Here is a 20,429-nt window from a genome sequence, read left to right on the forward strand (position 1 = left end):
GACGCGCAGATTTCGCACATTCCTTTGGTTCGGGGGAGGTGCGGAGGTCGCGATGAAACGTGCGAGATTAGCCGTTCTCGCCGTGACGGCCATGCTCGCGAGCATGGTCGTGTCCCTGCCCGCGGAGGCGGTCCCGGACCCGCCGGACGCGGGCGACGGGATCCACGTCTACACCGGAGAGCTCACCCGGGAGCAGCTCGCGACGCTGGTGCGGTCCGGCGTCGACCGCGAGGAGCTGCGGCTCACCAAGTCCGCGGACGGAAAGGTCGCCGTCGAGGTGATCCTCGGCACGGCGCAGGCCGAACAGCTCGCCAAGAGCGGTCTCACCCTGACCGCCCGGCAGGCCGCGCAGCGCAAGGCGGCGGCCAAGGGTGACGGCGTCTTCAAGCCCTACAGCGGCGCGGGCGGCATCCGCGAGCAGATCGTCGCCGCGGCGGACGCCAAGCCGAACATCGCCAAGGTCGTCGACATCGGCACGACGGTCAAGGGACAGAAGCTCACCGCGATCAAGGTCACCAAGGACGCCCGCAAGCTGCGGGACGGCTCCCGCAAGGCGACCCTCTACATGGCGGCCCAGCACGCCCGCGAGTGGATCACTCCGGAGATGGTCCGCCGGTTGCTGCTGCACTATCTCAACGGCTACGGCACCGACGCCGAGATCACCAAGCTCGTGGACACCACGGAGCTGTGGTTCATCCCGGTGGCCAACCCCGACGGCTACGACCACACCTTCACCGAGGGCAACCGCCTGTGGCGCAAGAACCTGCGCGACAACAACGGCGACGGCCAGACCACCAGCGCCGACGGCGTGGACCTCAACCGCAACCTCGCCTACAAGTGGGGCTACGACAACGAGGGCTCCTCGCCCAACCCGGCCAGCCTGACCTACCGCGGTCCGAGCCCGCAGTCCGAGCCCGAGACCAAGGCGGTCGACGACCTCGCCCGGCGGGTGAAGTTCACCTACCTGATGAACTACCACTCGGCCGCGCAGCTCCTGCTGTACGGCGTGGGCTGGCAGCAGGCCACCCCCTCGCCCGACGATCTGATCTTCGAGGCGCTGCTCGGCGACGACGCGACGCCCGCCGTACCGGGCTACGACCCCGACATCGGCGCCGAGCTCTACACCACCAACGGTGAGACCGACGGGCACATGGCCAACAGGCGTGACGCGCTGCCGATCACGCCCGAGATGAGCACCTGCGAGGTCGCGGTCGAGAGCGTGCCGGACGACGAGTGGACGCTGGAGGACTGCGAGGGCGGTCAGGGCTTCACCTTCCCCGACAGCGAGGCGCTGATCCAGGCGGAGTTCGCCAAGAACATCCCGCTGGCGCTGTCGGTCGCCAAGTCGGTCTTCACCCCCGACCGGCCCGTCTCCCCGGTCGGCCGTACCGTGCCGGACTTCCGGCCCGACAGCTTCACCGTCTCCTACGGTGACCCGCAGCCGGTGGCGGTCATCGCCCGCCGGTCGCTGCTGGCCAAGACGATGCGCTTCCGGATCAACGGCGGGCCCGCCCAGATCCGGCCGGTGAGCGAGTGGGACGGCGGCGAGCGCTACGGCGACGAGAACGACGAGTACTTCGCCGAGTACCGGGCCACGGTCCGGGGGGCGAGACCGGGGGACAAGGTCGAGGTCTGGTTCACCGGGTTCAAGCTCGGCGGCGGGACCGTGGAGAGCCAGCACTTCACCTACACGCTGCAGAAGAAGAGCAGCGCCAAGGTGCTCGTCCTGGCCAACGAGGACTACACCGGCTTCAACCCCACCTACCCCGCCTCGGTGACCGCGCCGAAGTACGCCGCGCAGTACGCGCAGGCGCTGCGGACGGCCGGTTACTCCTCCGAGACCTGGGACGTCGACAAGCAGGGCGTGCCGCACCACCTCGGCGTGCTCGGCCACTTCAAGGCGGTGGCCTGGTATCTGGGCGACGACCGGCTCGCCATGGAGGCGCAGGACGTGGTCACCCAGACGCCGCTCGGCCCGCTGCCCGACCTGGACGTCCGCAGGTCGCAGCAGGACCTGACCATCTCGGTGCGCGACTATCTCAACGAGGGCGGCAAGCTGCTGCACACCGGTGAGACCGCCGCGTACTACGGGATCCTGGGCTCCACGCTCGGCGGCATCTACTACGGCCTGGACGGCGCGCCGGACGCCGACTGCGTGGTCACCACGATCGACGGCTTCTTCGAGGAGTGCCTGCTGCTGGCCGACGACTTCGCCCAGTACTACATGGGCGTCTACGGGCGGACCTCGCGCAGCGGGCCGACCGGGATCACCGGCACCGGCAATCCGCTGACCGGGGTCTCGGCCACCTTCGGCGGGCCGGCCGTGGCCGACAACCCGCTGGATGAGGCCGGCAGCCTGCAGGTCACCAGCGACGTGCTGCCGCCGGATGAGTTCCCGCAGTTCAGGAGCTCGGCCTCGGCGGTCTACCAGGGCGCGACCGGGCCGTTCGACCCGGCCGAGGGCGACTGGTACGTCGCGGGCCCGCACAGCGACGACTCCTACATGAGGCTGACCCGCACGGTCGACCTGTCGTCGGTGACCGCGGCCCAGCAGCCGAGGCTGGCGTTCCAGCTCTCCTTCAACACCGAGGAGAGCTACGACAACGTCATCGTCGAGGCCCACACCGTCGGCCAGGAGAACTGGACGACGCTGCCCGACCTGAACGGCGGGACCGACACCGGCGTCCCGGCCGAGTGCGAGGCCGGCTTCCTGCTGGACGAGCACCCGTGGCTGACCCACTATCTGACCCCGGGCAACCCGTGCCAGCCGACCGGTACCAGCGGGTCCTGGAACAGGTTCACCGGTGACTCGGAGGGCTGGCAGCAGGTGGCCTTCGACCTGTCCCCCTACGCGGGCCAGCAGGTCGAGGTCTCGATCAGCTACGTGACCGACCCGGGCACCGGAGGGGTCGGCGCCTTCGTCGACGACACCAGGGTCACCACCAGCGGCGGGACCCTCGACGCCGAGGGCTTCGAGTCCGGGCTCGGCCCCTGGTCCATCCCGGGCCCGCCGCCCGGCAGCCCGACCGGGGCCGGTGACTTCGCCAGGGCGCAGGCCGACAAGACGGCCGCGGTCACGACGCGGGACACCGTGTTCCTCGGCTTCGGCCTGGAGCAGATCGCGGGCGACGCCGAGCGGGTCGCCGTGCTCAAGAAGATCATGAGGCATCTGATCGGTTAGGAGGACCGACCGGCCGTACGGCGCGCCGCGCCGTACGGCCCGAAGGGGGCCGGGCGCCGTCGCGGTGCCCGGCCCTCCCGCGTGTCGCGGGCGGATGTCTGGCCGGAGACGGAAATTCTTAGTAAGGTTTCCTATTAATAACGTGCTATCCGTCGGCCGTTGGACATGTTCGACCTCCCTGTCCCCCCGTTGGAGGAGTCCACGTGCACCTGCGACACAAACTGATCACCGGAGCCGTCGCGCTCACGGCCGGATCCCTGTTGGCCCTGCTCCCGTCGGCCCCCGCGGGCGCCCACGGGTCCATGTCGAACCCGCCCAGCCGCGCGTACGTCTGCAAGACCGAGGGCCCGGACAATCCCAAGTCCGCCGCGTGCAAGGCCGCCGTCGCGGCCGGCGGCACCCAGGCCTTCTACGACTGGCACGAGGTGTCGCTGCTGACCGCGGCCGGACGGCACCGCGAGATCATCCCGGACGGCAAGCTGTGCAGCGCCGGGCGTGACAAGTATCGCGGCCTCGACCTCCCCCGCGCCGACTGGCCGGCCACCCGGGTCAGCCCCGGGCCGCTGACGATCACCTACCACGCGACCGCGCCGCACGCCAACAGCAACTTCGAGTTCTACATCACCAAGCCCGGATGGAGCCCGACCCAGCCGCTGCGCTGGTCGGACCTGGAGCACATAAAGACCTTCAACAACCAGAACCCCACCACCTTCACCAACTGGACCATCAACCTCCCGCAGCGCACCGGCCGGGCGATGATCTACTCGATCTGGCAGCGCGTCGTGGGCAGCGACGAGGCCTTCTACACCTGCAGCGACGTCGACTTCGGAGGCGGCGGCAGCACGCCCACCCCGACCCCCACCGTCACCCCGACTGTCACGCCGACGCCGACCGTCACCCCGACGGTCACGCCGACGCCGACCCCGACCGTCACGCAGCCGGGCGGCACCTGGGCGTCGAACACCGCCTATGCGGCGGGCGCGCGGGTGACCTACGGCGGCGCGACCTACCAGTGCCTGCAGGCCCACACCTCCCTGCCGGGCTGGGAGCCGCCGAACGTGCCGGCTCTCTGGAAGCGCGTCTAGGACGTCCCCTCCCGGGTTCCGCCCGTCCGCGGCGGGACCCGGGATCCCCACGCTGGAGGATCCGATGAAGCGTGCCGTCCCGGTCGTCCTGACCGCCCTGCTGCTGTCCGGCTGCGGCGTCTCCGGCGGGGAGTGGGCCAGGGGCGTGGTCGCCGAGCGCGCCACCGAGGCCGCCACCGGCCGGGACTTCAACCCGGCCGATGTGATGTTCCTGCAGATGATGGCCGTCCACAGCGGCCAGGGGGTGGAGATCGCCCGCCTGGCGCGCGGGCGGGCCGTCCGCGACGAGGTCGGCACCCTCGCGGCGGCGATCGCCGCGACGCAGGAGGGGGAGACGGCCGAGATGGCCCGCCTGCTGCGGGACTGGGACCAGCCCGCGACCGCGCCGGCCGACGGGCACGCCGCCCACGGCGGCATGCCCGGCACGAGCCGCCGGGAGATCCAGGCCGCCGAGAAGGCCGCTCCGGCCGACTTCGAGAAGGTGTTCCTGGACATGCTGATCGCCCACCAGGACGACGCCGTGCAGATGGCGAGGGTGGAGGCGGCCGACGGGCGCAACCCCGGGGTGGTGCTCCTGGCCAGGCGGATCGAGGCCTCCCGCACGGCGCAGATCCGGCAGATGCTGGCCTTCCTCGGCCAGTAGGCCCGCTTCGCCGTACCGCCCGATGCTCGCCGGTGCGGTCCGATGCGCGCCGTACGGCTACCGTTCGTCCAGAGCGGCGAGCACCCGGGCGGCGACCTCCTCGGCTGTCAGCTCGGAGACGTCGAAGACCAGGTCGGCCACCTCGGCGAAGAGCGGTCCCCGGGTGGCGCGCTGCTTGACGAGCATCGCTTCGAGGTCGCGCTCGAAGTGCGGGCGGTGCGCGCCGGAGCGCATGCGCTCGGCGAGGACCTCCGGCGGGGCGTCCAGCCAGACCACCACCGCCTCCTTCAGCATCCGGCGGCAGTCCGGGGTGTCCACCGTGCTCGCCGCCGCGGCGATCACCACGGCGGGCCGCTCCGCCAGGGCCTCGCTCAGGTGCGCCGCCTCCCGGCGGTGGAGCACGGCCTTGCCCACCGTCGCGACGATCTCCGCCGCCGTGGCCCCCTCGTACAGCGCCGCGATGTCGGGATCGCTGTCGCGCAGCTCGCGCCCGAGCCCGGCGGCCAGCAGGCGCGCCACCGACGACTTGCCCGCGCCCATGAGGCCGGTGACGACGATCGGGCGGTCAGGTACCACGGCGGCCTCCGGCGGCGACGTTTGAGATCTGTGTGGGGGATAGGGAGGAGGTACTGGCTCGAAGGAGGGAAGACCCATGACCATCGCAGGCGGCATCGTCCTCATCATGCTCGGCGCCATCTTCACATGGGCGGTCGAATTCGACCTCGCCGGGTTCGACATCAACGTTCTCGGCGTGATCCTGATGCTCGGCGGCCTGGTGTGGCTGCTGTTCGCGCTCTACCGGCTCAACGCCGCCCGTCGTGCGCTGGCCTCCAGCACCACTGTGGTGACCGAGGACCCGCTGACCCACCAGCGTGTCTACGAGGAGCGCCGTTACGACGATCCCCCGGTCGTGTGAGTTCCCGGAGAGGTGAAACGGAGGAAGGACATTGAGCAAGGTCGTATCCCGTGGTGTGAGCGCCGCGAGCGGAATGCTCGGCGGCGCCATCGCCGGAGCCATCTTCAAGCAGGTCTGGAAGCTCGCGTCCGGCAAGGACGACGCGCCCCAGGCCAACTCGGACGAGTACGGCTGGGGTGAGGTGCTCTTCGCCGCGGCCATCCAAGGTGCGATCTTCGGCGTGGTCAAGGCCGCGATCGACAGGTCCGCGGCACGGAGCATCCACCGGGCCACCGGAAAGTGACCCGCCGGGCAGGCAACCCCCGGCGGGTCAGCGCCTGCGGTGGTGGACCGCCGCGGACGCGGCGGCCCCTCCGGCCAGCACCAGCAGGAACAGCACCATCACCATGCGGCGGTGCCGCAGGAGCAGGGCCCGTGTGTCACCGGGCCGGCGCCTGCGAGCGCCGCCGTCGTCGTCCGGCATCCGCCACAGGTGGGCCAGCCCGGCGGGAGGGCAGTCCTCCCGTGACCCGGCCGCCGGCCGGTTCGCGTACTCGCCCATGCGCATCACCGTGTCTTCTCGGCTCACGCGGACGGCGTACCCGTTGAAGCGATGGTCACTCTCGGCGTACAGCCACGCGCGGCGGGTACTTCCGTGAGGACGGGAGCGGCCCTGGTCGCCGGGTGATTCTCGCCGTCTCCTTCCCGTCATCGCCCTTCCCCTCAGGGCTCTTCGCCTGTTTGACCTCGGGCTTCACGGGAAGGCGAGCTGTTTTGAGGCGAAAGGAGTTCAACATGGAGGCTCCGCAATACGTCGCCGCGCGGGTGCAGAGCGCGCTGGCGGAGGACGACCGCACCCACGAACTCGGCGTACGGGTGGATGTACGCGGAGACCAGCTGTTCCTGCGAGGCCAGGTGGGATGCGAGGAGCGTCGCGAGCTGATCGCCGACGTGGCCGGTGAGGCCGCTCCGGGCCTGGTCGTGCACAACGAGATCAGCGTCGTCGACGTCCGGGAACCGGGAGGAGAGGAGAGGCTGTGAGTCAGCTGCGAATCGCGGCGGTCGGTGACGTGCACCTGGGGGAGGACCTCCGGGGACGCTACCGTTCGCGCCTTTCGGGCATCGAGGAGAAGGCCGACGTTCTGCTGCTGGCCGGCGACCTCACCCGCCACGGCACCCTGGAGGAGGGCAAGGTGGTGGCCGAGGAGTTCCGCGACCTGCCCGTCCCGGTGGTCGCCGTGCTCGGCAACCACGACCATCACTCGGACAAGCCCGCCGAGATCGCCGCGATGCTGAAGGACGAGGGCATCTCGGTGCTGCACGACGACTCCGTGGTGCTCGACGTCAAGGGAGTGCGGCTCGGAGTGGTCGGAGGCAAGGGGTTCGGCGGCGGGTTCGCGGGCAAGTGCGCCAGCGAGTTCGGCGAGCCGGAGATCAAGGCCTTCGTCAACCACACGAAGCGGATCGCCGACCGCTGGAGGGTGGCCCTCAAGGAACTCCAGGCGGACCGCCGCGTCGTCCTGTCGCACTACTCGCCCGTCAACGACACCCTGGCCGGCGAGCCGCTGGAGATCTATCCGTTCCTGGGCAGCTACCTGCTGGCCGAGGCGGTCGACTCCGAGGGCGCCGACCTGATCCTGCACGGCCACGCCCACATGGGGACGGAGAAGGGCCTGACGCCCGGGGGCATCCGGGTGCGCAACGTGGCCCTGCCGGTGCTGGGCCGCGCCTACGGGGTCTACTGCCTCGGCGAGCACGGGGAGGACCCCGACCACTGCTGAGCCCGGTCGCCGAGGTGTACGGCGCCGCGGCACAGCGGGACACGAGGGATACCGGAACACACGAAGCGGGCCGGGTGGTAACCCGGCCCGCTGAGTCTTGTCGTGGTCTTGTCGTGGGAATTCGGGGCGACTTTGTGATGCTGGTTTTTCCGATCGCATGCGAGCCGTGGCTCGCATCAGACATTGAAGATGCTCACACCCCCGGGACCGACGAGGAAGCCGAGGACGATGAGGACGATCCCCCACAGGAGGTCGCGACGGGCGAGGATCACGTAGATCCCCGAGATGACGAGTACGACTGCGATAATCCAAAGCAGAGTAGCCATAAGCGGCAACTGCCCCTAGGGACGGTTAATTAACATCCTTCGTCCGGTAAAGATCGGTGATCGGCTGGAGGAACCAGAACCACGCGCTGAACAGGCCGATGACACCGCCGAAAACCGCCGCCGGCCAGCCGGCGATGACCGTCTCCGTGACGAGGGCCACGGCGCTGGTCATCGAGACCGCCAGTCCGAGGGCTCCGGCGATGCCGAGCTCGTTGGCGCGGTGCAGCATCCTCTCCTTCAGCCCGGTCCGGAACAACAACCGGTGCTGGGCGGCAGGAGTGATGAAACAGATGGAGGCGAGGGCGGCGCTCAGCAAGGAGATGAAGAACAACCATCGGCCGAGGGTGTCGACTTTGTTGAAACCCGCGGCGAACGGGACTGTCAGGAGGAAGGCGAACAGCACCTGTACGCCGGTGACCGCGACCCGCAAACCCTGCAGGAGCTCGGTCAGCTCTCGGTCCACCCGTTCCTTGTGGCTTTCGCCAGGCTGGGGCCCTTCCGTTTGGGCATCCGAAGGCTGAATCATCCAGGTCATTTACCCCTGGTTTAAGGTGATATGCCTGGTGACTAGGGGCCGGTTCAGGGGGTAATCCTCCGCTATGGGAAGCCACAGCCACGAGGTCACAGACGCGATTCTGGAGACATTGAAGCGGGCGAGCACCGCGCTGAAAGACGCTGATGTCCGGTTTGCTCTAGCCGGAGGATGCGCCGCGTACGCCCGCGGCGCGGCTCCGTCGTTGCACGACGTGGACTTCGTCCTGCCGCAGGAGGAGGTTCCCACGGCCTGGGAGGCGCTGCGAGATCTGGGCTTCGAGACGGTCAAGCCCCCGGAGGACTGGCTGGTCAAGGCCTACGACGAGGGCAGGCTGGTCGACCTGATCTTCAGGATCGCCGACAACGCGGTCACCCCGTCCCTGCTGGACCGGGCCGAGCCGCTGAAGGCGTCCGCGGTGATCGTCCCCGTCCTGGAGGCGACCGACCTGGTCATTTCCTGGTTGCTGCCGCTGTCGGAGCACGCCTGCGACTACGGTTCCCTGCTTCCCCAGGTCCGTGCGCTGCGCGAGCAGGTCGACTGGAACCGGGTGGCGGCGGTGACCCAGTCATCGCCGTACGCGTTCACCTTCCTGACCCTGCTGGAGCGCCTGGGCGTGGTGAACGGGCCCATCGACCCTTCGGGGGACCCGTCCTGGCCCTGAGCGGCCGGACTCGCGCCCGGCCCCGAAGGGGCCGGGCCCCGTGAACGCGGAAGGGCGTGAACGCGGAAGGGCGTGAACGCGGAAGGGCGTGAACGCGGAAGGGCCCCGCCGGGAGGCGGGGCCCTTCCTCATGCCCGTCGGATCAGTAGGTACCCGGGCCGCCGCCGTAGGGGAAGCGGCCGTAGTACTCCCCGACACGGTCACGGTAGGAGGTCTCCTTGAAGGTGGACTCGTCGAATTCCGGCGCGTCCTTGATCTCCTGCTTGGTGCGTGCCACGTAGATCTTCCGCTCCTGCGGGTCGATCTGCGTCACCGTGCTGGCCGGGAGGAGGACCTTCTTGCCGAAGATCCAGGGACCCGTGTCGACCACGAGGTAGCTCTCGCCCACATCGTAGGTCGCCTCGTCGACAGAGCCGATCTTGCCGTCGGTGGCTTCCACGTTGTAGCCGGCGACATCAAGGCTCTTGTTGGTGTCGTAGACGTCCGAACGGTAAGTCCACAGCTCGGGCTGCATGGTGCTGTCTCCCTTCGGGTTGAGTCTCCGGGGGCCCAACTCCCGTACCCACACAAAAAGAGGTAAACGGAATTTTGCCCATCGATCTCGCGGCCGGACCCGCGGATGATCTCCTGGAGGGGCGGCGCCCCAGGCCAGGGAGCTCTTCGATCACGAAATTTCATCTCATGGACGGACCACTGTCCGGGGTCCGGTAGTCTTGTCCAGGTCAAGCGCCGCTAGCTCAGTTGGTTAGAGCAGCTGACTCTTAATCAGCGGGTCCGGGGTTCGAGTCCCTGGCGGCGCACCGGCACCGGAAAGCCCGGGTCACCACTGGTGACCCGGGCTTTCCGCGTTCTCCGCGTCCGCGTTCCCCGCCCCGCCCCGCCGCTGTCATGACGGCCGGGTCCGTCCCGCGGCGACGGTCACGGCGGCCCCCAGGAACGCCATGACCAGGTTCGCGAAGATCTCGTAGCCCTCCAGGAGGGCGACCCGCTCGACGACGAAGCGGTTGAAGAAGTTGAGGATCGGGCCGAGGAAGGGCTGGACGGCCAGCTGGTCGATGGTCCCGCTGACGCCCTGCACGAGCATGACGATCCCCGCCATCCGAAGGACTGCGCGCATGCCGCAACGCTAGTGATCGGCCGGTGCCGCGCGGATCCCTCCTCGGGCCGCTGCGCGCCCGACCGAAGTCCCCGGTATCCCGGCAGGAGAGCGACGAAAGTATCCGATCCAGGCGACTTCGGTATCTCCTCGCCGCCGGACGTCCCCACCCGTTGACGCCCGCCCGCTCTCGTTCTACGGTTCATTACACAAGTGATGAACCGAAGAAGCAGGTGCCATGTTCGACGACCGGAGCCCCATCTATCGGCAGATCGCCGATCGCATCAAGGCCGACGTGCTGAGCGGGGTGCTCAAGGGTGACGAGCAGGTCATGTCGACCAACCAGTACGCCGCCTTCTACCGGATCAACCCGGCCACCGCGGCCAAGGCGTTCCAGCAGCTGGTCGACGAGGGCGTCCTCTACAAGAAGCGAGGTATCGGCATGTTCGTCAGTCCGGCCGCCCCCGACGCGCTGAGGGCGGAACGGAGAGAGAGGTTCTTCGCCGACGTGGTCGACCCGATGGTGGCCGAGGCCAAGGCCGTCGGCATCCCCCTCGGCGACGTCGTCAAGCGGATCGGCGAGCTGGAGGGACGCGGATGAACGTCGAGGTTCGCGATCTGCGGGTGGACTACGGCGAGGTCAGGGCCGTCGACGGCATGACGTTCTCGCTCGGCGAGGGGAAGATCTACGGCCTCCTCGGCCGCAACGGGTCGGGCAAGACGACCCTGATGTCGGTGCTGGCGGGCTTCCGAAGGCAGTCCGGCGGCACGGTCCGGGTCGGCGGCCGGCCGGTGTTCGAGAACGGGAAGGTCACCGGCGAGATCTGCCTGATCAGGGACGCGGGCGAGACGATCGACATCGACAAGGTCGACGACGCGCTCTACTTCGCCGAATGGCTGCGCCCGCGCTGGGACGCCGCCTACGCGAACGAGCTGCTGGAGCGCTTCGGCCTGCGGCGCAAGATGAGCGTCAAGGCCATGTCCAAGGGGCAGCGCTCGGCGCTGGGCGTGGTGGTCGGACTGGCGAGCAGGTCGCCGCTGACCATGTTCGACGAGTCCTATCTGGGCATGGACGCACCCTCCCGCTACGCCTTCTACGACGCGCTGCTCGCCGACTTCATGGCGCACCCGCGCACGATCATCCTCTCCACCCACCTGATCGAGGAGTACAGCCCGCTGTTCGAGGAGGTCATGATCATCGATCGGGGCAGGCTGGTCGTGCGGGAGGAGAGCCAGACCCTGCTGGCACGCGGCACCGCCGTCACCGGGCCCGCCGACCGGGTGGCGGAGTTCACCGCCGGGCTCACCGTGCTGAACACCAGGCGGCTGGGCCCGACCGCCTCGGCGACGGTCTACGGCGACCTCGACGAGGCCCGGCGCAGGAAGGCCCGCGAGGCCGGCCTCGAACTCGGCCCGATCGCCATGCAGGACCTGTTCGTCCACCTCACCGAGCCCTCCGGGGACGCCGCGCGGGCCGTACCGGCCGGAGACGCCGCCGCTCCGCACGGAGCCGACCAGTCTGGAGACGCCCGATGAGATTCCCCAGCCGTCTGCTCGCCTCCCAGCTCTTCTTCGCGGGACTGGTGTGGGCGGCCTTCTACGCGGTCGTCACGCTGATCACGGTCGGCATCGCGGTCTTCGGGACGCTCACGAACAGCGTGTGGGAGAGCGCGACGCAGGTGCCCCGCTGGTTCGCGCTGTTCGCCGGCGTCGCCATGATCCGGGAGTTCCTCCCGCTCTACATCGCGCACGGGCAGACCCGCAGGCAGTTCGGCGCGCAGGCGGCGGTGACCGTCGCGCTGTACGCGCCGGCCCTGTCCGCCCTGCTCGTCCTGGGCTATCTGCTGGAGACGCTGCTGTACAACGTGGCCGGCTGGCCGCAGGAGCTGGCCCGGCCGCACCTGTTCGCCTCGCCGACCGACGTGCCGCTCGTCTTCCTCGAGTACCTCGTCGAGTTCCTCGCCTGGATCGTCGCGGGGACCTTCATGGCGGCGGCGTTCTACCGCTGGCAGGGCGGCGGGCTGCTGTCGATCCCGCTGGGCATCGGGCTGGTCGTGCTGGGCGAGGCGGCCATCGGCACCGAGCTGCGGCTGCCCTTCATCCGGTTCCCGCTGGGCGTCGTCTCCACGCCGACCGTCCTGACCGTTCTGGCGGGCGGGGTCGGCTGCTCCCTGCTCGGCCTGGCGATGACCTGGTCGATCATCCGCGACGTCCCGCTCCGCAACAGGCTCGCCTGATCCGCGGCGGGCGACCCGGCACGCCGCGATGATCAGAGAGGGCTCTTGAGGCGAGGCCTCCGGCTCGCTGAGGGCCGGTACTCCGCACGGGCCCCGTCCGGGAAAGCCCTCGAAGGGCGGGTACGGCGCGCGGTGCGGCGCTGAAATGCCCTACTCATCCGATACGCGGCTTTTCCCTGGACAAAACCGCCCGCTGGCTACGGTGAGACGGGGGGCACACATTGAGGGCATTCATCTGCGCGGTCGCACTGTTCACGACAGGGCTCATGACGGGCGGCTGCGGGGCCACGGGCGGGACGGCCTTCACGGCCGCGGCGATCACGACGGGGGAGAGCCGGGCTCCGGCCGCGGCGGTCGCGACGGGGGAGAGCCGGGCCCTGGTCGAGGTGAGCGGCGAGCAGTACCGGATCCTGACCGGACAGTGCCGTTACGCCGACACGGCGGGGCTGCGCGAGCGGTGCACGCACGCGGTCGGGCGTGACTACCGGGTGGGCGAGCGGAACGACGCGCTGGACTGCCGGACGTACTCCGGGGTCGGCGTCTGCGGGCCGCTCCCGCTCAGCGAGCGGGAGCGGCGGTGCGTCACGGAGGCCGTGGCGGGCGGCCAGACGGCACGCCGCGCCGAGGTCGAGTGCTACGTGTTCTCCTGACCTCCGCCGTCCGGCGCCCGGTCGCCGGGATCAGCCGGCCAGGGCCTTGACCAGGTCGTCGAGCACGACCTGGGCGGCGAGCGGGGCGCCGCGGGTGCTCCAGACGGAGCCGTCGACCGACACCACGTGGTCGTCCTTGACCGCCTTCAGTTCCTTGAAGGCCGGGGTCTGCTTCACCTCGGTGAGGGCCTTCTCTCCGTCGGCGGTGAGGGTGGACAGGAACAGCCACTCGCCGTCGATGTCGGACAGGGCCTCCAGGCTGAGCGGCATGGAGTGGGCGGTGCCGTCCTTGTCCTGCGCCTTGGGGCGGGTGAGGCCGAGGTCGGTGGCGACGAAGCTGGCGAACTGCCGCTTCTCCATCCAGCTCGGGCCCTGCGGGTTCCAGCGCACGATGCTGACCTCGGCGGGCTTGATCCTGGCCTTGGCCTCGGTGACCTCGGCGTCGTAGTCGGCCAGGACCTTCTTGGCCCGGTCCAGCTTGTTCAGCGCGTTGCCGACGCCCATGAACGACAGCTTCCAGTCGTCGGTGGGGGCCATCGTGACCAGGGTCGCCGGGGTGATGGTGCGGAGCTGGTCGAGGATCTGCTTGTCCTGCATGTCACCGGCGAGGATCAGGTCGGGCTTGACCTCGACGACCTTGTCGATCACGGGCTGCAGGAGGTCGCCGACCACCGGGATGCCCTGCACCTTGTCGGCCAGATAGGCCGGCGGCTTGTCCAGGCCCTGGCCGTTGGTGATGCCCACGGGGGTGACACCGAGGGCGAGGGCGGCGTCCAGGTCCTCCTGGGTGAGGGTGACCACGCGCTTCGGCTCGGCCGGGATCTTGATCAGGGTGCCGGTGGCGTCCTTCACTTCGCGGGTGGCGGGGGCCGCGGACGCGGGCTGCGAGGCGGCGGCCGGTGCCGCGGACGAGTCTGTGGAGGAGGTGCCGCACGCCGCGACGGTCATGGCGGCGAGAGCGGCGGCGAACAGACCGCCGACCCTGCGGAGGGGGGACATGTGAACTCCTGAACGCATTAGGCAAGGCTTACCTACTTTAGGTTAGCCTTACCTTATGTTTACGCAACCCCGGACCTCCCCCCTGGTCTTCGGCCTGTGCGCGGCGGCACTGCTCGGGCTGGCCGCGCTCTCGGTGCTGACCGGAGCGGGCCGGATCGCGCCGGGACAGGTCGTCGACTATCTGCTCGGTGCCCGGGGGGACGAGCACCTGGAGATGGTGGTCGCCACGCTGCGCCTGCCCCGCACCCTGGCCGCGGTCGTGGTGGGCGCCGCACTCGGGGTCTCGGGGATGCTGCTGCAGTCCGTCACGCGCAACCCGCTGGCCGAGACGGGCCTGCTCGGGGTGAACTCGGGCGCCGCGCTGGGCGTGGTGGTGGGAATCGTCTACGCCGGGGCGCAGACGGGCGGGGCCTACCTGGTCTGGGCGCTCGGCGGCGCGTTCGCGGCCACCGGGGTCGTGCTGCTGCTCGGCTCGCGTTTCTCCCCGCTCAAGCTGCTGCTGGCGGGCGCGGCGCTGTCGGCCACCCTCACCGGGATCACCTCGGCCCTGCTGGTCGCCGACCCGGTCACCTTCGACCAGTACCGGTTCTGGGTGCTCGGCTCGCTCGCCGGGGTCCCGCTGGAACGCGTCCTGACCGTCCTCCCGGCGATCCTGGCCGGTCTGGGCATGGCCGCCCTGGCGGCACGGCCGCTGGCCGCGCTCTCGCTCGGCGACGACGTGGCCGTGACCCTCGGCCACCGGCCCGGCCGCGTCCGGATCACGGTGACCGTGGCCGTCACGTTGCTCAGCGCCGCCGCGGTCGCCGTGGCCGGGCCGGTCGGCTTCCTCGGCCTGCTGGCCGGTTACGTGGCCAGGACCGTGCTCCGTGGCAGGATCGGCCCGCAGATCGCGCTGTCCGGGCTGGCCGGGGCCGTGGTCCTGCTCGGCTCCGACGTGCTCGCCCGGGTGGTCATCCGCCCGTACGAGGCTCCCGTCTCGCTGCTGATCGCCGTGCTCGGCGCGCCCGTGCTGATCGTGGTCGCGCGCTCCAGGGCGGTCGCCGCCGGGGCGGGGGACCTGATCGCGGAGAAGTCCTCGCGCGGCAGGGGGATCCTGCGGTCCCGGACGCGCGGGACCGGCGGGTCCGCGCCGCGGCCCTCCGACGCGCTGCCGGTACGGCTCGGCGCCTTCTCGGTCCTGCTCCCCCTGCGCTCCTCCACGGCGGCCGTCCTCCTCGCCGGGCTCGCCGCGGCGGCGGGAGTGGTCGCGATCACCGCCGGGCAGTCCGCCATGACCGCGGGCCAGGCCCTGAACGCGCTGCTCGGGACGGGGGAGGGCGGGCAGGTCCTCCTCGTCCAGCAGATCCGCCTGCCCAGGATCGTCGCGGGGCTGACGGCGGGCGCGGCGCTGGGCCTGTCCGGCTGCCTGACCCAGGCCCTGGCCCGCAACCGCCTGGCCACGCCCGACATGCTCGGCATCAACCAGGGCGCGGTCATCGCCGTCATGCTCGCCGGGCTGACCTCGTCCGCGGCGACGCTCTTCGAGCACTGGTGGACCGGTCCGCTCGGCGCCCTGGTCGCGGCCGTGGTGGTCTTCGGCATCTCCGGCGGGATCGGCACCCGGGGCTACCGGTTCATCATCACCGGCCTGGCGGTCACCACCCTGGCCGGGGCGCTGGTCCAGTCGCTCCTGGCCTGGCGCGGGCTCAGCGCGGCCACGGCGGTCCACGCCTGGACCGTCGGCAGCCTCACGGGCCGCGGCTACCCGGTGGCGCTGCCGGTCGCCGCGGGCCTGGCCGTCCTGCTGCCCGCCGCGCTGGCCCTCGCCCGGCGGCTGGCCGTACTGCGCTTCGACGAGGACGTCAGCGCCGGGCTCGGTGTGAGTCCCCGGACGACCAGGCTGCTCATCCTGGCGCTGGCCGTCGTCCTGGCCGGGCTGGGGATCGGCATCGGCGGGCCCATCGCGTTCGTCGCCCTGGCCGCCCCCGTCATCGCCGCCCGCCTGTCCGGACCGGCCCGCCTCCCGCTGATCGGCGCCCCCCTCACCGGCGCCGCGCTCGTCGTGACCGCCGACACGGTCGGCCGGGTCGTCGCCGACGGCGCCGAGATCCCGGCCGGTGTCGTGACGAGCATCCTGGGCGGCCCCTTCCTGCTGTGGACCCTGCTGTCAGACCGGAGGTAGTTCAGATGCCCCTCACTCCCCACGCACACGACGCCGGGCCGCTGATCGAGCCGTCGCCGACGCCGGGCAGACACCGGGTGACCTTCCGATGGCGGGCCGGGTCGGCGGACGAGCGGGCGGTCGTGCTGATCAACACGCTGACCGACCGGGACCGCCACGCGGGCGACATCGGCGGTCATGTCATGACCCGGGTCCCGGGCACCGACCTGCTCCAGCTGACCTACGAGCTCGACGCCGACCTGCGGGCCAGCTATCAGATCCTGCCGTGCACGGAGATCCCCGGCACCGACCGCGACTCCTGGCTGCGCGTCATGCTGACGGCTCTGCCCGACCCCGGCAACCCCGTCCGGGTCCCGGGCAGCCACGGCCGCAACCCCTCCTCCCTGCTGGAGCTGCCCGGCGCCCCCGCGCAGCCGTACCGCGACCGGCGGCCCGGCGTCCCCGGGGGGCGGGTCCACGAGACGGCGGCGGCCGGGCGGCGGGTCTGGGTCTACACGCCCCCCGGGCACGGCGCCGGGGCGGACCCGGCCGGGCACGGTGCGGTGGGAGATCCGGCCGGGCACGGTTCGGGGGAAGATCCGGGCGGGCCGTCCGGGACGCGGCCGGTCGCCTCGCCCGGGGCGTATCCGGTGATGGTCCTGCTGGACGGGGAGGTGTGGGCCGGGCGGATCGCGCCGACGATGGACAACCTGATCGCCGAGGGACGGATACCGCCGACGGTCGTGCTGCTGCCCGACGCGGTCGACCGGCCGACCCGGCTGCGGGAGATGGCCTGCCACGAACCGTTCGTCCGGCACCTGGCCGGGGAGCTGATGCCCTGGGCGGCGCGGGAGTGGCGGGTGACGGACGACCCCGCGCTGACCGTCGTCGCCGGGCAGAGCTTCGGCGGGCTCACCGCCTCCTACGCGGCGTTCACCGCCCCCGGGCGCTTCGGCAACGTGCTGTCGCAGTCGGGCTCCTACTGGTGGAGCGAGGAGGACCCGCAGTGGCTGACCCGGCGCTACGAGCGGTCCCCCCGGCTGCCGGTCCGCTTCCACATCGAGGTCGGCCGGCAGGAGTGGATGCTGCTGGAGGAGAACCGCCGGTTCGCCGAGACCCTCGCGGCCAAGGGCTACGAGGTGACCCTCACCGAGTACAACGGCGGTCACGATCCGGCCTGCTGGCTCGGCGGTCTGGCCGGCGGCCTCGCGAGCCTGGCCGCGGGGTGGCTGTGATGGGGGACGCCGGGATGAAGAGGACGACGGAGACGGCCGTGGCGGGGGACACCGGGGTGAAGGCCGCGATCCGCGGGCGGGTCACGGCGCACGCCGAGGTGCTCGTCGGACTGAGCCACCGCATCCACGCCCATCCGGAGATCGCCTTCGAGGAGCGCCGGGCCGCGGAGTGGACGGCGCGGGTTCTGGACTCGGCCGGGTTCGAGGTGACCGCCGGCGTCGGCGGACTGCCGACCGCGTTCTCGGCCTCCTGCGGCTCCGGCCCGGTCACCGTGGCGTTCTGCGCCGAGTACGACGCGCTGCCCGGGCTGGGCCACGCCTGCGGGCACAACGTCATCGCCGCCGCCTCCACCGGGGCGGGCCTGGCGCTGGCGCCGTTCGCCGACGGGCTGGGCCTGACCGTGAAGGTGGTCGGCACCCCGGCCGAGGAGCGGGGAGGAGGCAAGGCCCTGCTGCTGGAGGCGGGCGTCTTCGACGGCGTGGACGCGGCGATGATGGTGCACCCGGGGCCGTTCGAGACCGTCAGGTTCCGCTCGTTCGCCCTGGGCACCCTGGACGTGGAGTATCTCGGCCGTCCGGCCCACGCCACCCTCGCCCCGCACGAGGGCCGCAACGCCGCCGACGCGATGACGCTGGCCCAGGTCGCGATCGGGCTGCTGCGCCAGCAGCTCCCGCGCGACTGGCACGTCCACGGCGTGGTCACGGCGGCGGGCGAGGCGCCCAACGTCATCCCGGCCCGCGCCGCGGCGAGCTACGAGATCCGCGCGGCCAGGGCGGAGGACCTCGCGGCGCTGCGCGCCAGGGTGGAGGCGTGTTTCCGGGGCGCCGCCGTGGCGACCGGCTGCGAGTTGAGGCTGACCCGCCCGGAGCCCGACTATCTCGACTTCCGCGACGACGAGGAACTGGCCGGGCTGTACGCGGCCAACGCCGCCGCCCTCGGCCGCCCCGCCCCCGTCGAGCGCGAGCCGTTCGCGATGACCGACATGGCCAATGTCTCCCATGCGGTCCGCGCCATTCATCCGATGCTCGACATCGGCGCAGGCGAGGCCGTACCGCACGATCCCGCCTTCGCCGCGGCGGCGGTCACCCCGGCCGCGGACCGCGCTCTCCTGGAAGCCGCGGTGATCCTGGCCTGGACCGCCGCCGACCTGGCGGGAGGCGGGGACGGCGAGTGGGAGAGGCCGTCATTGTGAAGGGCCGGGGAAGGTCTGTCATTTCGTTTTCCCGGGCTGTGGAAAAGGAGAAGAGCGCCTTTCATCTGCACCGATGAAGGAAGTCCGTTGAAGATTCAACTTCTGGGTATTTCGACGCGGACGGAGATCGGGGGTGGCGGGTTACATGAAGTCCGTCCGAGAAACCCACGTCCAGACAAGGACTTCTCTCATGTCGCGTATGCGTCGCAACATCATGATCCTGACGATGGCCGCCTCCGCCGCCACTGCCGGTGCCGCCCTTATGACCAGCCCCGCCCACGCGGCGGGGGCCACCGTCACGGTGGGGTCGTTCCAGAACATGTCCGTGGTGGGCACGACCGGGAACGACAGCGTCGACATCAACCTGCTCAACGGGAAGGTCACCGTCAGCTCCGTGCTGCACTCGGTGACCGCCGGCGCCGGTTGCGTCCAGCAGGGGCCGAGCACGGTCTCCTGCGCCGGGGTCAAGAACATCACCGTCAACGTCAGGGGCGGTGCCGACACCGTCCGCAACAACACGTCGCTGTTCGCCGAGATCTTCGGCTCGGCCGGCGCCGACCGTCTCACCGGCGGTTCCGGCCGTGACGTCCTCGTCGGCGGCAGCGGGAACGACATCCTGACCGGCAACGCCGGCAACGACACCACCGACGGCGGTGCCGACGTCGACACCTGCAGCGGTGAGACCGAGGAGAACTGCGAGATCTAGCGGGACCGCCCGCCCGTCATCCTCACGAGGGTGACGGGCGGGCTCGGGTGTCCCCTCGTTCGTGAATCCGATTGCTAAACGTGTTCGATAGATTACAGTGAGTTCCATGCCTTCTCCCCAGCATGACTCACTCATCGACCTGTTCCGCGACCGCCCGCAACTGGCCGTGGAGATCCTCCGTGATCTGCTGGGGCACGACCTGCCCGTCACAACTCTGGTCCGGGAGGAGAACTCGACTTTCAACACCCGGCCCTCCGACGACCTCGAGGCCGACCTGGTGCTCGTCCTGGGCCCGCCCGCCGCTCCCGTGCACGGGATCGTCGTCGAGATCCAGAAGGACACGTCCAAAGACCCCCGCCAGCTGGCCCGTTACGCCGCCGCGCTCTGGCTGCTGCTGCGCTGCGAGGTCACCGTCCTGGTTGTCTGCCCGGATGTCCGCACCGCTGCCTACTACGCCCGGCCGATCGACTCCGGTCTGCCCGGTTACCGGTTGCAGGCCTGTGTGCTGGGGCCCGACGCCATCCCGGCCATCACCGATGCGCAGCAGGCCGCGGCCCAGCCCGAGCTGGCGACCCTGTCGGTGATGGTGCACGGCCGCGAGCGCAAGGTCGTCGAGGCATTCGGCGCGGCGCTGGCGGACCTGCCCCGCGGCCACGCTCCGAAGTACTATGAATACGCATTCAGCATGTCCGCGCCCGAGGTGCGGCGCCTTCTGGAGGAGATCATGAGGTCCACCGACTGGCCGGTCTACAGTCCCTTCGCCCGCGAGCACTACGGTCGCGGCCTGGAAGAGGGCAAGGCAGAGGGCAAGGCAGAGGGCAAGGCAGAGGGCAAGACGGAGGGCAAGGTCGAGGAAGCGGCCCGGATGGTGCTGCTGGTGCTGGCCACTCGCGGCCTGGAGGTGCCGGATGAGGTCAGGGACCGGATCGCCGCCTGCACCGACCCGTCCCGGCTGGAGTCCTGGGTGGCCCGTGCGGTGACCGTCCGGACCGTCCACGACCTGTTCGGCGAAACGGATGCGGAAGATGACTGACCGCTGACGGGCGTCCCTGCCCGGCACAGCCCC

The 20,429-nt window shown here is 70.7% G+C and carries 24 protein-coding genes and 1 tRNA gene; 18 read left to right on the top strand and 7 right to left on the bottom strand.

The window, feature by feature from the left end:
• The first annotated feature begins 52 nt into the window (after positions 1-52).
• From Pta02_RS13725 to Pta02_RS13740, 3 genes are all read left to right on the top strand, one after another.
• Entirely contained in the window at positions 53-3,181 is a 3,129-nt protein-coding gene (locus Pta02_RS13725) for a M14 family metallopeptidase (protein WP_203875178.1), read from the top strand.
• A 203-nt stretch (positions 3,182-3,384) separates the two neighbouring features.
• The gene (locus Pta02_RS41175; RefSeq protein ID WP_239130472.1) at positions 3,385-4,266 is read left to right on the top strand and encodes a lytic polysaccharide monooxygenase auxiliary activity family 9 protein; all 882 of its coding nucleotides are present in this window, start codon (positions 3,385-3,387) and stop codon (positions 4,264-4,266) included.
• Between the two features lie 64 nt (positions 4,267-4,330).
• Positions 4,331-4,909 carry a DUF305 domain-containing protein gene (locus Pta02_RS13740; RefSeq protein ID WP_203875179.1) on the top strand — a complete coding sequence of 193 codons (579 nt, stop codon included), beginning with the start codon at positions 4,331-4,333 and terminating at the stop codon, positions 4,907-4,909.
• Between the two features lie 57 nt (positions 4,910-4,966).
• On the opposite strand, the gene Pta02_RS13745 is transcribed toward Pta02_RS13740, so the two are convergent.
• Complete coding sequence (locus tag Pta02_RS13745; protein WP_239130474.1) at positions 4,967-5,485, bottom strand: shikimate kinase; 519 nt, start codon at positions 5,483-5,485, stop codon at positions 4,967-4,969.
• 76 nt (positions 5,486-5,561) lie between these two features.
• On the opposite strand from Pta02_RS13745, the gene Pta02_RS13750 reads away from it, so the two are divergent.
• Together Pta02_RS13750 and Pta02_RS13755 are read left to right on the top strand one after the other, a co-directional pair.
• Positions 5,562-5,825 (top strand): DUF6458 family protein, encoded by a 264-nt coding sequence (locus Pta02_RS13750; protein ID WP_203875180.1) that lies wholly within the window; start codon positions 5,562-5,564, stop codon positions 5,823-5,825.
• A gap of 31 nt (positions 5,826-5,856) precedes the next feature.
• On the top strand, positions 5,857-6,108 hold the full coding sequence (locus Pta02_RS13755) for a DUF4235 domain-containing protein (protein ID WP_203875181.1): 252 nt from the start codon (positions 5,857-5,859) through the stop codon (positions 6,106-6,108).
• A gap of 27 nt (positions 6,109-6,135) precedes the next feature.
• On the opposite strand, the gene Pta02_RS13760 is transcribed toward Pta02_RS13755, so the two are convergent.
• Entirely contained in the window at positions 6,136-6,393 is a 258-nt protein-coding gene (locus tag Pta02_RS13760) for a hypothetical protein (protein WP_203875182.1), read from the bottom strand.
• Between the two features lie 206 nt (positions 6,394-6,599).
• On the opposite strand from Pta02_RS13760, the gene Pta02_RS13765 reads away from it, so the two are divergent.
• Both Pta02_RS13765 and Pta02_RS13770 read left to right on the top strand, forming a co-directional pair.
• A complete protein-coding gene (locus tag Pta02_RS13765; protein ID WP_203875183.1) occupies positions 6,600-6,845 on the top strand; it encodes a BON domain-containing protein in 246 nt (81 codons plus the stop codon).
• Positions 6,842-7,585 carry a metallophosphoesterase family protein gene (locus tag Pta02_RS13770; RefSeq protein ID WP_203875184.1) on the top strand — a complete coding sequence of 248 codons (744 nt, stop codon included), beginning with the start codon at positions 6,842-6,844 and terminating at the stop codon, positions 7,583-7,585. The genes Pta02_RS13765 and Pta02_RS13770 overlap by 4 nt, the downstream gene beginning before the upstream one ends.
• Before the next feature lie 176 nt (positions 7,586-7,761).
• On the opposite strand, the gene Pta02_RS13775 is transcribed toward Pta02_RS13770, so the two are convergent.
• Both Pta02_RS13775 and Pta02_RS13780 read right to left on the bottom strand, forming a co-directional pair.
• Positions 7,762-7,911, bottom strand: coding sequence for a GPGG-motif small membrane protein (locus tag Pta02_RS13775; RefSeq protein ID WP_184719841.1), 150 nt, complete (start codon positions 7,909-7,911; stop codon positions 7,762-7,764).
• Between the two features lie 25 nt (positions 7,912-7,936).
• On the bottom strand, positions 7,937-8,446 hold the full coding sequence (locus tag Pta02_RS13780; protein ID WP_203875185.1) for a DUF6328 family protein: 510 nt from the start codon (positions 8,444-8,446) through the stop codon (positions 7,937-7,939).
• 64 nt (positions 8,447-8,510) lie between these two features.
• Here Pta02_RS13780 and Pta02_RS13785 point away from each other — a divergent pair, with 64 nt between their 5' ends.
• A complete protein-coding gene (locus Pta02_RS13785) occupies positions 8,511-9,107 on the top strand; it encodes a nucleotidyltransferase family protein (protein ID WP_203875186.1) in 597 nt (198 codons plus the stop codon).
• Positions 9,108-9,249: 142 nt separating this feature from the next.
• Here Pta02_RS13785 and Pta02_RS13790 read toward each other — a convergent pair whose 3' ends face one another.
• Positions 9,250-9,621: a PRC-barrel domain-containing protein gene (locus Pta02_RS13790; RefSeq protein WP_203875187.1), complete on the bottom strand. Its 372-nt coding sequence runs from the start codon at positions 9,619-9,621 to the stop codon at positions 9,250-9,252.
• Between the two features lie 212 nt (positions 9,622-9,833).
• Between Pta02_RS13790 and Pta02_RS13795 the strand changes: the two genes are divergently transcribed.
• Positions 9,834-9,907, top strand: a tRNA-Lys gene (locus Pta02_RS13795).
• An 86-nt stretch (positions 9,908-9,993) separates the two neighbouring features.
• Here Pta02_RS13795 and Pta02_RS13800 read toward each other — a convergent pair.
• Positions 9,994-10,224, bottom strand: coding sequence for a hypothetical protein (locus Pta02_RS13800; protein ID WP_203875188.1), 231 nt, complete (start codon positions 10,222-10,224; stop codon positions 9,994-9,996).
• A gap of 217 nt (positions 10,225-10,441) precedes the next feature.
• Here Pta02_RS13800 and Pta02_RS13805 point away from each other — a divergent pair, with 217 nt between their 5' ends.
• The 4 genes from Pta02_RS13805 to Pta02_RS41180 all read left to right on the top strand — a co-directional run bounded on the left by Pta02_RS13805 (position 10,442) and on the right by Pta02_RS41180 (position 13,090).
• On the top strand, positions 10,442-10,804 hold the full coding sequence (locus Pta02_RS13805) for a GntR family transcriptional regulator (protein ID WP_203875189.1): 363 nt from the start codon (positions 10,442-10,444) through the stop codon (positions 10,802-10,804).
• Complete coding sequence (locus tag Pta02_RS13810; protein ID WP_203875190.1) at positions 10,801-11,739, top strand: ATP-binding cassette domain-containing protein; 939 nt, start codon at positions 10,801-10,803, stop codon at positions 11,737-11,739. Before Pta02_RS13805 ends, Pta02_RS13810 begins: the two co-directional genes overlap by 4 nt.
• Positions 11,736-12,440 carry a hypothetical protein gene (locus tag Pta02_RS13815; RefSeq protein ID WP_203875191.1) on the top strand — a complete coding sequence of 235 codons (705 nt, stop codon included), beginning with the start codon at positions 11,736-11,738 and terminating at the stop codon, positions 12,438-12,440. The genes Pta02_RS13810 and Pta02_RS13815 overlap by 4 nt, the downstream gene beginning before the upstream one ends.
• Before the next feature lie 221 nt (positions 12,441-12,661).
• A complete protein-coding gene (locus tag Pta02_RS41180) occupies positions 12,662-13,090 on the top strand; it encodes a hypothetical protein (RefSeq protein ID WP_239130476.1) in 429 nt (142 codons plus the stop codon).
• Positions 13,091-13,120: 30 nt separating this feature from the next.
• On the opposite strand, the gene Pta02_RS13825 is transcribed toward Pta02_RS41180, so the two are convergent.
• The gene (locus tag Pta02_RS13825) at positions 13,121-14,089 is read right to left on the bottom strand and encodes an ABC transporter substrate-binding protein (protein WP_203875192.1); all 969 of its coding nucleotides are present in this window, start codon (positions 14,087-14,089) and stop codon (positions 13,121-13,123) included.
• A 55-nt stretch (positions 14,090-14,144) separates the two neighbouring features.
• Here Pta02_RS13825 and Pta02_RS13830 point away from each other — a divergent pair, with 55 nt between their 5' ends.
• The 5 genes from Pta02_RS13830 to Pta02_RS13850 all read left to right on the top strand — a co-directional run bounded on the left by Pta02_RS13830 (position 14,145) and on the right by Pta02_RS13850 (position 20,396).
• Positions 14,145-16,250, top strand: a complete 2,106-nt coding sequence (locus Pta02_RS13830; protein ID WP_203875193.1) for an iron chelate uptake ABC transporter family permease subunit — start codon at positions 14,145-14,147, stop codon at positions 16,248-16,250.
• Between the two features lie 5 nt (positions 16,251-16,255).
• Positions 16,256-17,464, top strand: a complete 1,209-nt coding sequence (locus Pta02_RS13835; protein WP_203875194.1) for an enterochelin esterase domain-containing protein — start codon at positions 16,256-16,258, stop codon at positions 17,462-17,464.
• A 14-nt stretch (positions 17,465-17,478) separates the two neighbouring features.
• The gene (locus tag Pta02_RS13840; protein WP_203875195.1) at positions 17,479-18,657 is read left to right on the top strand and encodes an amidohydrolase; all 1,179 of its coding nucleotides are present in this window, start codon (positions 17,479-17,481) and stop codon (positions 18,655-18,657) included.
• Between the two features lie 190 nt (positions 18,658-18,847).
• On the top strand, positions 18,848-19,363 hold the full coding sequence (locus Pta02_RS41895) for a calcium-binding protein (protein ID WP_275423578.1): 516 nt from the start codon (positions 18,848-18,850) through the stop codon (positions 19,361-19,363).
• Between the two features lie 106 nt (positions 19,364-19,469).
• Complete coding sequence (locus tag Pta02_RS13850) at positions 19,470-20,396, top strand: RpnC/YadD family protein (RefSeq protein ID WP_239130478.1); 927 nt, start codon at positions 19,470-19,472, stop codon at positions 20,394-20,396.
• The last annotated feature ends 33 nt before the right edge of the window (positions 20,397-20,429 follow it).

Source organism: Paraplanobispora takensis, assembly GCF_016863195.1.
GTDB lineage: Bacteria > Actinomycetota > Actinomycetes > Streptosporangiales > Streptosporangiaceae > Planobispora > Planobispora takensis.